The sequence below is a fragment of the Allobosea sp. 10L417 genome (assembly GCF_056395485.1).
In genome coordinates, this window is record NZ_JBFTJP010000002.1 from 607083 (window position 1) to 621046 (window position 13964).

Genomic DNA, 13964 nt, shown 5'->3' on the forward strand with positions numbered 1-13964 from the left:
CGCTGCGGCGTGACGTGGTGCGAACAGCAACTGCGGCGGCCGATCGGGATGGTGCAGGCTTCGAGGCGCCGCGTCTGCGTCGAGGCAGCCTCGTGATCTAAGGAGCTGTAGCGCAGCCGAGCACGTCCGTGGGCCCTGAGGCGCTTCAGAATAGACGATGACGTGATCAGTCTGGAGCTAGATCAGCCATGCTGAATCGTTCTTTCTGGCAGAACCGCAAAGTGTTCGTCACCGGACACACGGGCTTCACCGGCAGTTGGCTGTCATTGTGGCTGGATGCGCTCGGGGCGGAGGTCACCGGCTACGCGCTCGAGCCGCCGTCCGAGCTGAACCTCTTCGAGCAGGCGAGGGTCGGCGAATGCGTGCGCTCGATCCGCGGCGATGTCCGGGATTTCGCTCACCTCAAGTTGGCGCTCGCCGAATGCAGGCCCGACGTGGTCATCCACATGGCCGCCCAGTCGGTGGTTCGCAGCGGCTATGAAGAGCCGGTCGAGGTCTATGGGACGAACGTCATGGGCACTGTCCATCTGCTGGAGGCGGTGCGCCAGCTCAAGCGCCCCTGCGTCGTGGTCAACGTAACCAGCGACAAATGCTACGAGAATCAGGAATGGGTCTGGGGCTATCGCGAAAGTGATCCGATGGGTGGTCACGACCCGTATTCCAATTCCAAGGGCTGTGCCGAGCTGGTGAACAGCGCTTATCGCGACTCCTATTTCTCGCCGGAAACCTTGTCCAAGCACGGCGTCGCGTTGGCGAGCGTTCGCTCGGGAAATGCCATCGGAGGCGGTGACTGGACCGCCAATCAGCTCATCCCGGATCTGGTCCGGGCTTTCCTGGGGCGCCGGCCCTGCCGCATTCGCAGCCCCTCGGCGATCAGGCCCTGGCAGTTCGTCATGATGCCGCTCCACGGCTACCTGCTGCTGTGCGAGAGGCTCGCCGAGGACGGAGCCCGCTACGCATCGGGATGGAATTTCGGGCCGGTGGAGACGGATGCCAAGCCGGTTTCCTGGATCGTCGAAAAGCTCGTGAAGCTATGGGGCGACGGCGCCTCCTGGACGCTCGACGCGACGGCTCATCCCGCAGAAGCGAAGCTGCTGCGTCTTGATACCGCCAAGGCGAGGGCGGCTCTCGACTGGCATCCGGTCCTCCAGCTCGATCAGGGCCTGGCCTGGACCGTCGAATGGTATCACGCCTTTCAAGGAGGGCAGGATCTCCAATCCCTTACGCGCCGACAGATCGAGCGCTACGAATATCTGCTTCAGGACTATGCCGCGCAGGACGCGGCCAGAACGCGGCCCGCCGATGCCTTTGCTTCCGATGGCCAAAGGTTGACCTCGTAAAGGAGCGCGGCACCCAAAGGACGTGCATCCATGCCAAACGTCATCGTGCTTGAAAACGGAATGGCCGGCCGCGGTCCGGCGGGCGGCCTCTGGGACGAAGGCATGGCGCCGGTTATCCGTGACAGGAATTCGCACGATGGCGGGAATACGATGTGGTCAGGCCATGAGCCGGCGTCAGCCCATCCGCAGCCACGCCAACGCGAATTTTCGAACGGCATGCGGAGGAGTTGCGACGCACTGATCCTGTGCGTGCTGATGCGCGGCGCTTCGCCTTCGCGGCGATGCGGAGGAGCTAAGGCGCGCGGCGGATCACCTGATACCGGCATGGACGAAGTCTTGGCTCGTACGGGCAGTCGCGACGTTCGGTTTAGAGCGTCTTTTTCTGACGGGTTGTCTTATGTCTTATAAAGTAAAAATGGATTCGATCCGATATAATAGAATGCCTCCAAGAGGTCATGCAATATGAAAAATAAACATCGTCCGTTTGTAAGCGTTGTGACGCCGTTGGGGGATGGCGGTGAATTCTTTCGGGAGTGCATCGAGAGTGTCATTTCGCAGACTTATAATGATTTTGAGTACATTATTCTGAGTAATTCAGCGGATGAAGATAGTTTGCGTGTTGCTGACGAATATAGTCGGCGAGACAATCGCGTTAAAATTTATAAAAACAAAGATATGCAACAAGGTATTGCGGGATATAATAAAGCTTTTGAATTGATTTCAGAGAAAAGTAAGTATTGCAAGATGGTTCTGGGAGAGGATTGGATCTACCCGGAATGCCTGGAAAAAATGGTGGGTCTCGCTGAGGAGAACCCGAATGTCGGTATTGTCGGTGCGTATCAACTGAGTGGCGGCCGGGACATATGGTACGTCCGGAATCTCGGATTGCCGTATTCGAAGACCGTTATTTCGGGTCGAGACATTTGTCGTTCTTACCTCCTCGGGACGCAGAGAGTGTTTGGAAACCCGACATCGGTTCTATATCGCTCGGATCTGGTGCGGAATACTGAAGCGTTCTTTCCCAACCCGACTCAGGAAGCAGATATCAGCGCCTGCCTTAAGCATCTGCGATATGCGGATTTCGGTTTCGTGCATCAGGTTCTCGCGTACGAACGAATTCATTATCGCAGAGCAACGACCTCCTCTCTCGAATTCAATGCCTATGTCTCGGCAGAGATCAGCGACTGCCAGGAATATGGCGACTGGTACCTGACCAGACGCGAACGCGAGGAGCGTATCGGGGAGCTGCTGGACCAATACTATTCGTATTTGTCCGCCAGTGCGTTCAAATTCAAGGATAGGAAATTCTGGGATTATCACGCCGAGCGCCTGCGTGATCTCGGATATCAGTTCGACGGGCGCAAGCTGTCCATGGGAATTGTGGCAAAAGCATTCGATCTGATCTTGAACCCGAAAGAGACATTCCAGATGCTGAGCGGGCGAATTCGCTTGCACTATATGCTGAGAGGTGCGCGCGCGACATCGAAAGGTGGATGACGCTCGACCTCAAGGGTTTGCTTCAATTTGGCTCGAAGCTCGCTTCGGTCGAGAAAGTCGAGTGCGAACGACGCCCGGAGCAATTTCATGGAATTTCCAACGGGCGGAGTGTTGGGAATTCTCACAGGGTCGTTTGCGAGATTGCCGATGGCCGGCATGTTGGGGTGGCGGCCATGTTCCAGGCTTGAAGAGCCGACTTTGATCGCACCCAGCAGCGCTGTTCTTGTGGGGATGGTAGGCTGAGCTTTCGGGAATCTGCCTCGGTGCGGCACACAGCTATCGGGCAAGAGGCGGAGCTCTTGGCACATGCTCAGAATGTCGTCTGCATTTTAGGTTAACCCATGGGTGCTGTGGAATTTAATCGATAAAAAACAAGCCGATAATCAAGGTTCGGTGCGACGTGACGCAAGGGCAGAGTCGGTGCGAAGTCTTGGGGCAATGGTAAATGATTTGCTAATTGGCTTGCCGGTCGTGTGAATTTTAGCTATCAATGATCTCTGCCGATGCCGACCGTTCGACTCCACGTCGAGCTGATGACTAATTCGTTACGGGCATTTCAGTGGCTGAAAAATTCCCTGACGATTCAAGGCAAATATAGGGCCGATCAAATATCGACCGCAGCGAGAGTGCGTTGCGCAAGTATCTGTTGGCCGAATATCGTCGAACCTGATATTTGCAAGTAAAGCCTTATGCTATCTGTCGACGAATATTGATGATGACGGTTAAAGACGGCGCCTGGCCTATCTCGAGGGGATATGAGTTTTCCTGATGATTCAGGAGGGGCTAATGAGGGAGAGTAAAGCGTATGGTATCGTCCTCATTGGAAAATACTCCCTGATGAAAGAAGGCATCGCCCGGGTTCTTCTAGAGAAGAATTTTCGCATTCTTTCTGCGTCATCCTATGAAGAGCAATTGGCGAGCAAGCTTCGAGCCCAGAGGCACATGTTTCTCATCGCCCATACCAGCGATGATTTCGATCTCGCAGTGGCGGAAATCGAGCTGGTAAAGGACCAGCACCCGAACGTGCCGATCGCCGTGGTGACGGATCACTATGAGCCTAACGAGCCAGCTTTGGCGTTCAAGGCTGGGGCAAGCGGTTACCTCGCCAACGTCATTTCCTGCGATTCCTTCGTCAAGTCGATCGAGCTGGTGATGCTGGGTGAGACAGTGTTCCCGCCTGCATTCCCGTCATCGGCGGCCTCCTCGGCCAAAAAAAATCGCCGCCCTAAAGCCGTCCCCGTTCCCAACGACGATGAACAGGTTGCGTCATGCTCTCCGCCTGAGAGTGCGGGCGCGCCGCTGCTTTCTCCGCGGGAAATGGCGATCTTGCGTTGTCTGATCGAAGGGGACGCCAACAAGTCCATCGCGCGAAAGATCGATATCGCCGAGGCGACGGTAAAGGTTCACGTCAAAGCCATTCTGCGCAAGATCCGGGTTCAGAACCGAACGCAGGCTGCGATCTGGGGAATGAACAACGCATTGCAGCTGCAGCCGGCGAACAACAACTCCCAGTTCTCTTCCACCGATGCGGACAAAGCGCTCATGAAGTCCGCCGCCAGCGTTTATCAAGTCTGACGGAGTCCGCTAGGTCTTGGGTAGCGGCCTTCTGATGGACCGAAGGCGCATGAACGGAGATCTGGCCGACGCAGATTGCCGGCCGCGCGGCCCTTCGTCGGCAGGAGTTTGCCTGCGCAGTGCGCAGGAGGTCGCCGATGCCCGTTCTGTCAGGCGTGTGATCTCATCCCCAGCCCGGACGCCAGGCGTTCGAACCGGCGGCGATCGCGACGGAGTTGCGGGCCGCGTCGTCGGCTCTCTCGAGAGGCTGTCGCCTGCACGCTGCCGCGCCGGTTGCGATCTGCTCGGGCGGATCGTCGCAAATTCGCAAGTCATAAGCGGCTTTGATTGCACTTCGGCCGAAATCTAGCCGAAGTTCGGTCTTGAGCCTCCGCGGCGGCTTTCCTAGCCTGTTCGGTAATCGGTCGCGACAAGATCGAATGGATAGGGAGGACGGCCATCGCCTTGCCCTGGCACAGGTTGAGCCCGGACGAGCTCGCGCTGCTCGAAGCGACCTTCTGGTCGGGCGGCGTTGCGCGCTATGCTTTGGCCGATGCTCTGCAATTCTCGCGCAGCAAGACCAATGCGCTGGCGGCGGGGCTGCTCGATCAGGGCTTGCTCGACGAAGCCGGGTTTCAGCATTCGACCGGCGGGCGCCGCCCCGAGACGCTGCGGGTCAATGGCCGCATCGGCGTCCTCGTCGGCGTCGATATCGGCGCGACCAGCCTCGACGTGGCGCTGCTTCAGCCGGACCTTTCGATCATCGCGCGCCATTCCCAGGAAGCCGATGTCGGCGCCGGGCCCGGCCCGATCATGGCTCGGCTGCGCAGCCTGCTGCCGGCGATGCTCGCGCAGAACGGCATCGCGCCGGACCGCGTCCTCGCCATCGGCATCGGCGTGCCCGGCCCGGTCAACTTCGCCATCGGCCAGCTCGTCAATCCGCCGCTCATGCCCGGCTGGGACAGCTACGCCATCCGCGACGATCTGCGCGAAATCACCGCTGCCCCCGTCTTCGTCGACAACGACGTGAATCTCATGGCGCTCGGCGTGCTCTGGCGGCAGCGCAAGCAGATCGACAATTTCCTGGTGATCAAGGTTGGCACCGGCATCGGCTGCGGCATCGTCTGCCATGGCGAGCTCTATCGCGGCGCCACCGGCTCGGCCGGCGACATCGGTCATATCTGCGCCGATCCGGAGGGGCCTTTGTGCCGCTGCGGCAATCGCGGCTGCGTCGAGGCCATGGCGGCTGCGCCCGCCATCGTTGCGATGGCGATGGAGGCGGCCAAGAGCGGGCGCAGCCCGGCGCTCGCCGCGAAGCTCGCCGAGATGGGCAGGGTGGAGGCGGTCGATGTCGGCGCGGCGTCCCGTGCCGGCGATGCCGAGGCCGATGCGATCGTGCGTCGTTCCGGCCGGCTGATCGGGCAGGTGCTGGCGGCGCTCGTCAATTTCTACAACCCGTCCCACATCTTCATCGGCGGTGGCGTCGCGGCCATCGGCCCGATGTTCCTTGCCGCGATCCGGCAGAGCGTGAACCAGCGTTCGCTCGCCCTCTCGACCCGCCATCTCGAGATCACCGCCGCGCCGCTCGGCTCCGAGACGGGCCTGATCGGCGCGGGCGTGCTCGCCATGCGCGAAGCCTTGCGCAGCGGGAGCCCGGCATGAGCGAAGCGCCGCAGAAGCGAGCGGGCCTCTCCGTCGCTTTCGACGGGATCGTGAAGCGTTTTGGGTCGGTCCAGGTCCTGCATGGCGTCTCCTTTGTCCTCGAGCCCGGCCGCGTCTGCGGGCTGCTCGGCGAGAACGGCGCCGGCAAGTCCACCCTTATGAAGATCCTCGCGGGCTATGAGCAGCCGAGCGAAGGCCGGGTGCTGATCGATGGCGAGCCCGTTTCCTTCTCCGGCTCCCGCGACGCCGAGGCGCGCGGCATCGTGCTGATCCATCAGGAATTCAACCTCGCCGAGGATCTGACGATCGCCGGCAACATCTTCCTCGGGCATGAGCGCCGCAAGCGCTGGTTCCTCGACGAACGCGCCATGCACCGCGAAGCACAGGCGGCGCTCTCGGAGGTCGGCCTCGCCCGCGATCCGGACGAGCCGGTGCGTCGCCTGATCGTTGCCGAGAAGCAGCTTGTCGAGATCGCCAAGGCCCTGTCGCGCAAGGCGCGCTTCCTCATCATGGATGAGCCGACCGCGACGCTGACGCCCTCGGAAGTGGCGCGCCTTTTCGGGTTGATCGAGCGGATGAAGGCGCAGGGCGTCACCATCGTCTACATCTCGCACAAGCTCGACGAGGTCGAGCGCATTACCGACGAAGTGGTGGTGATGCGGGACGGCCGGCTGGTCGGCCGCGCGTCCACTGCCTCGCTCACCCGCCACGACATGGCGACGATGATGGTCGGCCGCGAGATCGCCGATCTCTTCCCCGACAAGGTAGAGCCGGAGGCGGCGGCAGCTCCGGCGCTGCAGGTCGCGGGCTTCACGGTCCCGGGCTGGGCGCAGGATATTTCCTTTGCCGTGCGGCCGGGCGAGATCCTCGGCTTCGCCGGGCTGGTCGGCGCCGGCCGCACCGAGCTGTTCGAAGGCCTCATGGGCCTGAGGCCGGGCAGTGGCGCGATCCGGCTCGGCGGCAAGCCGGTCGCGCTGCGCTCGCCGCGCGACGCCGCTCGCAACGGGCTCACCTATCTGAGCGAGGACCGCAAGGGAAAGGGGCTGCACACCGCCTTGCCGCTAGGCCCCAACCTGACGCTGATGGCGCTGGAACGCTATTCCCGGCCCTGGCTCGATCAGGGCGCCGAGCGTGACGCGCTGAAGGGCGCCGTCGCCGAGTTCGGCATCCGCGCTGGCTCGCTGGAGGCTCGCGCCGCCTCCCTTTCCGGCGGCAACCAGCAGAAGCTGGCGCTCGCCAAGGTGCTGCATCCGCAGCCGAAGGTGCTGGTGCTGGACGAGCCGACGCGCGGCGTCGATGTCGGCGCCAAGCGCGAAATCTATTTCCTGATCCAGAGGCTGGCGGCCCAGGGACTTGCCGTCATCGTCATCTCGTCCGAGCTGATCGAGTTGATCGGGCTAGCCCATCGCGTCGCGATCATGCGCGAGGGCCGGCTCGTGACGGTGGTGGGTGGCGACGAACTCACCGAAGAGACCATGATCGCCTATGCAACGGGAGCGCGCCATGTCGCAGCCTGAGACCTTGCAGGCCGGGCCGGCGGCAGCGCGCCGGGAGGCGGGAACCCCACTCGCCGAGCGCATCGCCAGCATTGGCCCGATCGTCGGCCTGATCCTGCTCTGCGGTCTGGGTGCGCTGCTCAACGGCGACTTCGCCACGCTCGACAATGGCTTGAACGTGCTCACCCGCACCGCCTTTATCGGCATCATCGCGGTGGGCATGTGCTTCGTCATCATCCTCGGGGGCATCGACCTGTCGGTTGGCTCGATGGCGGCGCTGATCGCTGGCTGCGTCATCATGTTCATCAACTGGGCGGCGGGCGCGCTGGGATCGCCTGTGCTCGCGGTCCTCTGCGGGGCGATGCTCGCGGTGCTGCTCGGAGCCGTCTTCGGCCTGATTCATGGCGTGCTGATCGCCAAGGGCCGCATCGAGCCCTTCATCGTCACGCTCGGCACGCTCGGCATCTTCCGCGCATATCTGACCTATTTCGCCGATGGCGGCGCGCTGACGCTGGAGAACAGCCTCGCCGACATCTACGCCCCGGTCTATTACGGCAGCCTGGCCGGCGTGCCCGTCCCCGTCATCGTCTTCCTGCTGGTCGCCGTGGTCGGGGCGCTGATCCTGAACAAGACGGTCTATGGCCGCCATGTCCAGGCGATCGGCTCCAACGAGACCGTTGCCCGCTATGCGGCTGTCGATGTCGAGCGGGTCAAGATCCTCACCTACATGCTGCTCGGTATCTGCGTCGGTATCGCCACGCTGCTCTACGTGCCGCGTCTAGGCTCGGCATCACCGACCACGGGCCTGCTCTGGGAACTGGAGGCGATCGCTTCCGTTATCGTCGGCGGTGCCGCGCTGAAGGGCGGACAGGGCAGCATCACCGGCACGGTCGTCGGCGCGATCCTGCTCTCGGTGATCGGCAATATTCTCAATCTGACGAGCCTGATCAGCGTCTATCTCAACGCTGCCGTGCAGGGCTTCGTCATCATCACTGTCGCGTTTTTGCAGAAAGGCCGCCGCTGAAGGTTGGCCACACAGGGAGAGAAGCGATGTCCATGCAGACCAGACGCAGCCTCTTGCTCGCCGCTACCGCAGCGGGCCTCGCCTTCGCGGCGACGAGTGCCGCCGCCGAGCCCGTCAATCTCGGCGTTTCCATTCCCGCCGCGACGCACAGCTTCATGGGCGGCATCAACTACTGGGCAAACCAGGCGAAGAAGGATCTCGAGGCCAAGCACAAGGACCTCAAGATCACGATCCGCACGGCGGCCAACGCGACCGAGCAGGCCAACCAGCTCCAGGATCTCAGCACGGTCAACAAGATCAACGCGCTCGTCGTCTTCCCCTTCGAGTCGGCGGCGCTGACCCGGCCGGTCGCCAATGTGAAGGCGAAGGGCGCCTATGTGACGGTGGTCGACCGCGGCCTCACCGATACCTCCGCCCAGGACGCCTATGTCGCGGGTGACAACACCGCCTTCGGCAAGATCCCGGCCGAGTACATCGCCAAGACGCTGAACGGGAAGGGCACGGTCGTCGCGCTTCGCGGCATCCCGACCACGCTCGACACCGAGCGCATGGACGCCTTCAACAGCGTGTTGAAGAACAACCCCGACATCAAGCTGCTCGATGCCAAGTTCGCCAACTGGAACCGCGACGACGCCTACAAGGTCACGCAGGACTTCCTGACGCGCTTCAAGGACATCGACGCCTTCTGGGCGGCGGATGACGACATGGCGTTCGGCGCGATCCGCGCCATCGACCAGGCTAACCGCAAGGATATCAAGGTGATCTTCGGCGGTGCCGGCGCCAAGGACATGGTCAAGGTCATCCTCGACAACAAGGACCCGCGCATCCAGGCCAATGTCAGCTATTCGCCGAAATTCATCTACGACGCGATCAAGCTGACGGCCGAGGCGCGGCTGAAGGGCGAGAAGCTGCCGGCGACCACGATCATCCCCTCGGTGCTGATCGACAAGAGCAACGCCAAGGACTTCTACTTCCCCGACTCGCCGTTCTGAGGCGCTGAGGGCTCTTCCCGGCCGCTCCGTCCGCGGAGCGGCCGCCAGATTCACGCATGGACAGGCCGATGACCGACGCATTCCCCCCCCGGCTGCGCTACGCCATGGTCGGCGGCGGTCACGGCGCCTTCATCGGCGCCGTGCACCGCCATGCCATCGCCCTCGACGGAGAGGCGGAGCTGACGGCCGGTGCGTTGTCCTCGACGCCGGAGAAGGCCCTGGCCTCCGGGCGTGCGCTCGGCCTGAGCGATATGAACAACCATCCAAGCTGGCAGGCGCTGCTCGAAGCGGAGTTGGAGCGCCCGCTGGAGGCCCGTGTCGATGCCGTCGTCATCGTCACGCCGACCGACAGCCATTTCCCGATTGCGCACGCTTTTGCAGAGGCCGGCTTCAACGTCGTCTGCGACAAGCCGTTGGTTCATACCAGCGCCCAGGCCGATGCGTTGGTCGAGACGGTCGAGGCGGTCGGCACGGTCTTCGGCGTGACCTACAATTACACCGGCTACCCGATGATCAGGCAGGCGCGCGAGATGGTGCGCTCGGGCGCGCTCGGCGCCGTCCGCAAGGTCGTGGTCGAGTACAATCAGGGCTGGCTCGCCAGCGCGCTGGAGAAGACCGGCAACAAGCAGGCCGGGTGGCGCACCGATCCCGCCCGCAGCGGCATCGCCGGAGCGCTGGGCGATATCGGCTCGCATGCCGAAAACCTCGTCTCGGCCGTCACGGGTCTGGCGATCGAGGAACTCGTCGCCGATCTCGGCGCGCTCGTGCCCGGCCGCGCGCTGGATGATGACGCGAGTATCCTGCTGCGCTTCGCCGGAGGCGCGCGAGGTGTGCTTATCGCCTCGCAGATCAATGCCGGGCTCGAGAATGACCTGCGGCTGCGTGTCTCGGGCGAGCTCGGAACGCTGGAATGGCGGCAGGAGGAGCCGAACCGGCTCGTCCACCACCGCCAGGACGGCCCGACGCAGATCCTGACGCGCGCCACGCCCTGGCTGTGTGAAGCGGCGCGCCGGGCAGGGCGGATTCCGCCCGGTCACCCGGAAGGCTTCATCGAGGCCTTCGCCAACATCTATCGCGGCATCTTCGCCGATATCCGCGCCCATCAGGCAGGCCGCGTGGCCGATGCGTTGGATGCCGACTACCCCACCGTGGTCGATGGCGCCCGCGGCGTCCGCTTCATCGAGTGCGCCGTCGCCTCTTCGTCAGAGCACTGCTGGCTGCGCCTGGAAGGGCCGAAGGGCGGCTGAAAAGCCGCCCCGGCTCTTATTTCTGCTCTGCGACTTCCAGCGGCATCGGCTTGGAGTGCTCCTTCGGCTTGAACAGCTTCATCACGAAGACGAAGAAGGCCGGGACGAGGAAGACCGCGAGGATCGTGGCCGAGATCATCCCCCCGAGCACGCCGGTGCCAATGGCGTTCTGGCTCGCGGCGCTCGCGCCGGAAGCGATCGCCAGCGGCACGACACCGAGGGTGAAGGCGAGCGAGGTCATCAGGATCGGGCGGAAGCGCAGCCGGGCGGCCTCGGTAGTCGCCTCCAGCAGCGGCTTGCCCTCGGCATGGAGATCCTTGGCGAACTCGATGATCAGGATCGCGTTCTTGGCCGAGAGGCCGATGATCGCGATCAGGCCGACCATGAAGTAGACGTCGTTGGGCATGCCCCTGAGCGTCACCGCCGCGACCGAGCCGATGACGCCGAGCGGCACCACCATCATCACTGCAATGGGGATCGACCAGCTCTCATAGAGCGCCGCGAGCAGCAGGAAAACGAACAGGATGCTGAGCCCGATCAGGAAGGGCGCCTGCGATCCCGACTGGATCTCCTGCAACGACTGGCCGGTCCATTCATAGCCGAAACCCTGTGGCAGGTCGCGCGCCAGCCGCTCCATCTCGGCGATCGCCGCACCTGACGAATAGCCCGGCGCCGCCTGCCCGGCGATGCGCACGGCGGGATAGCCGTTGTAGCCGACGACCTGGGTCGGGCCCTTCTGCCATTCGACCGTAGCGAAGGCGGAGAAGGGCACCATGCCGCCATGCACGTTGCGGACGTTGAGGCGCAGGAGATCGGCCGCCTGCATGCGCTGACTCGCCTCGGCCTGCACGGTCACGCGCTGCATGCGGCCGGCATTCGGGAAGTCGTTGACATAGGAGGAGCCGAGATTCGCCGAGATCGTGGCGTTGATGTCGGCGAAGGCGACGCCGAAAGTGTTCGCCTTCTCGCGGTCGATGATCAGGTTGACCTGGGCCGCGTCGGCCAGGCCCTCGACGCGCACTCCCGCCAGCACGGGGCTCTGCGTGGCGGCGTTGAGCAACTGCGTACGCGCCGCCGACAGCGCCTCCTGGCCGAGGCCGCCGCGATCCTGCAGGCGGAAGCTGAAGCCGGTCGAATTGCCGAGGCCCGAGATCGGCGGAGGCGAGAGCGCGAAAGTCTGCGCGTCCTTGATTTGGAACATCTTGCCGTTGATGCGCTGCGCGATCGCCGCGGCGGAATCACTCGGGCCGCGCTCGCTCCAGTCCTTCAGGGTGATGAAGGCGAGCGCCGCGTTCTCGCCGGCTCCGGCGAAGCTGTATCCGGAGATGCCGACCATGCGGGAGACGGCGGGCTCGGCCAGTACGATCTTCTCGACCTGCTGGAGAACCTCGAGGGTGCGATTGGCGCTGGCTTCCGGCGGGGCCTGGATGTCGACGAGCAGATAGCCCTGGTCCTCGTTCGGCAGGAAGGCCGAAGGCAGGCGCAGGAAGCCCCAGCCGAGGCCGGCGAGCAGTGCGAGATAGATCACCATGTAGCGGCCGGGCTTGCGCGTGATCGCGCCGACGGCGCCGGCATAGCGATGGGTCGCGCGATCGAAGCTACGGTTGAACCAGCCGAAGAAGCCCTTCTTCTCGTGATGACCGCCCTTGGCGATCGGCTTCAGGAAGGTGGCGCAGAGTGCGGGCGTCAGTGTCAGCGCCAGGAAGCCCGAGAACAGGATCGAGACCACCATCGTCAGGCTGAACTGCTGGTAGATGATGCCGACCGCGCCGGGGAAGAACGCCATCGGCACGAACACAGCCGTCAGCACCAGCGTGATGCCGATGATCGCGCCGCTGATCTGGCCCATCGCCTTGCGGGTCGCCTCCTTCGGCGGCAGCCCTTCCTCGGCCATGATGCGCTCGACATTCTCGACCACGACGATGGCATCGTCGACGAGGATGCCGATCGCCAGCACCATCGCGAACATGGTCAGCACGTTGATCGAGAAGCCGGCGGCGAACATCACGGCGCAGGTGCCGAGCAGAGCCACCGGCACGACCAGCGTCGGGATCACCGTGTAGCGGAAGTTCTGCAGGAACAGGAACATCACGACGAAGACGAGCACCATCGCCTCGAGCAGCGTGTGCATCACCTTCTCGATCGAGACCTTCACGAACGGCGATGTGTCGTAAGGGATCTCGTGCTTGAGCCCGGCGGGAAAGAAGCGGGCGAGCTCGTCCATCTTGGCGCGTACCGCCGTCGCGGTGGCCAGTGCATTGCCGGTCGGCGAGAGCTGCACGCCGATGGCCGCGCTCGGCTGGCCGTTTAGGCGGGTGGAGAAATTGTAGGACTCGCCGCCGACCTCGACCCGCGCGACATCGCGCAGCCGGACGGAGGAGCCGTCCGTGTTGGCGCGCAGCACGATCGACCCGAATTCCTCGGGCGTGGTGAGCTGGCCACGGACCAGAACCGTGGCCGAAAGCTGCGTGCCGATCGGGTTTGGCTGGGCGCCGACGCGGCCGGCCGCGACCTGCGCATTCTGTGCCTGCACGGCAGCGATGACGTCATTCGCCGTCAGCTTCAGGCCGAGCAGCTTCTCCGCATCCATCCAGATGCGCATCGAGCGCTGGGTCGCGAACAAAGTCGCGCTGCCGACGCCGGAGACGCGCCGAATCTCGCCGAGGACGTTGCGGCTGAGATAATCGCCGAGGCCGACGGCATCGACACGGCCGTCTTCCGAGGTCAGCGTCACCAGCAGCAGGAAGCTCGTGCCAGCCTGCTCGACGCGCAGGCCCTGCTGCACGACCGAGCGCGGCAGGCGCGGCTCGACGCGGCTGATCCGGTTCTGCACCTCGACCTGCGCCTCGCCGATCTTGGTGCCAGGCGCGAAGGTGACGGTCAGGTTGATGCGGCCATTCGCCTCCGATGTGGACTCGAAATAGAGCAGGCCGGGGACGCCGTTCAGCTCCTCTTCCACCGGTCGCGTGACGCTCTGGTAGATGTCCTCCGGCGAGGCGCCGGGATAGTTTGTGCTGATCGTGATCTGTGGCGGCGCGACGTTCGGATACTGCGCGATCGGCAGCATCGGGATCGTGATGACCCCGCCGAGCATGATGAAGATCGCGACGACCCAGGCGAAGATCGGCCTGTCGATGAAGAAGCTCGGCATC

10 protein-coding genes are annotated in these 13964 nt (G+C 63.5%); 9 read left to right on the top strand and 1 reads right to left on the bottom strand.

All coding sequences use genetic code 11. The annotated features are described in order from the left end of the window. The first annotated feature begins 188 nt into the window (after positions 1-188). From rfbG to AC1DE3_RS09085, 9 genes are all read left to right on the top strand, one after another. Entirely contained in the window at positions 189-1340 is a 1152-nt protein-coding gene (gene rfbG, locus AC1DE3_RS09045; protein WP_476852316.1) for a CDP-glucose 4,6-dehydratase, read from the top strand. Between the two features lie 462 nt (positions 1341-1802). Then, positions 1803-2837, top strand: coding sequence for a glycosyltransferase family A protein (locus tag AC1DE3_RS09050; RefSeq protein ID WP_441511271.1), 1035 nt, complete (start codon positions 1803-1805; stop codon positions 2835-2837). Next, positions 2834-3025, top strand: coding sequence for a hypothetical protein (locus AC1DE3_RS09055; RefSeq protein ID WP_441511272.1), 192 nt, complete (start codon positions 2834-2836; stop codon positions 3023-3025). Before AC1DE3_RS09050 ends, AC1DE3_RS09055 begins: the two co-directional genes overlap by 4 nt. A 649-nt stretch (positions 3026-3674) precedes the next feature. Beyond that, positions 3675-4412, top strand: a complete 738-nt coding sequence (locus AC1DE3_RS09060; RefSeq protein ID WP_441511273.1) for a LuxR C-terminal-related transcriptional regulator — start codon at positions 3675-3677, stop codon at positions 4410-4412. A gap of 444 nt (positions 4413-4856) precedes the next feature. Beyond that, positions 4857-6053, top strand: a complete 1197-nt coding sequence (locus AC1DE3_RS09065; RefSeq protein ID WP_441511274.1) for an ROK family protein — start codon at positions 4857-4859, stop codon at positions 6051-6053. Beyond that, positions 6050-7570: a sugar ABC transporter ATP-binding protein gene (locus AC1DE3_RS09070; RefSeq protein ID WP_441511275.1), complete on the top strand. Its 1521-nt coding sequence runs from the start codon at positions 6050-6052 to the stop codon at positions 7568-7570. The genes AC1DE3_RS09065 and AC1DE3_RS09070 overlap by 4 nt, the downstream gene beginning before the upstream one ends. Next, complete coding sequence (locus tag AC1DE3_RS09075) at positions 7557-8573, top strand: ABC transporter permease (RefSeq protein ID WP_441511276.1); 1017 nt, start codon at positions 7557-7559, stop codon at positions 8571-8573. The genes AC1DE3_RS09070 and AC1DE3_RS09075 overlap by 14 nt, the downstream gene beginning before the upstream one ends. A gap of 26 nt (positions 8574-8599) precedes the next feature. Further along, complete coding sequence (locus AC1DE3_RS09080) at positions 8600-9565, top strand: substrate-binding domain-containing protein (RefSeq protein ID WP_441511277.1); 966 nt, start codon at positions 8600-8602, stop codon at positions 9563-9565. A gap of 68 nt (positions 9566-9633) precedes the next feature. Next, positions 9634-10812 (top strand): Gfo/Idh/MocA family protein, encoded by a 1179-nt coding sequence (locus AC1DE3_RS09085; protein WP_441511278.1) that lies wholly within the window; start codon positions 9634-9636, stop codon positions 10810-10812. Positions 10813-10828: 16 nt separating this feature from the next. On the opposite strand, the gene AC1DE3_RS09090 is transcribed toward AC1DE3_RS09085, so the two are convergent. Next, a complete protein-coding gene (locus AC1DE3_RS09090; protein ID WP_441511279.1) occupies positions 10829-13963 on the bottom strand; it encodes a multidrug efflux RND transporter permease subunit in 3135 nt (1044 codons plus the stop codon). Position 13964: the final 1 nt, after the last annotated feature.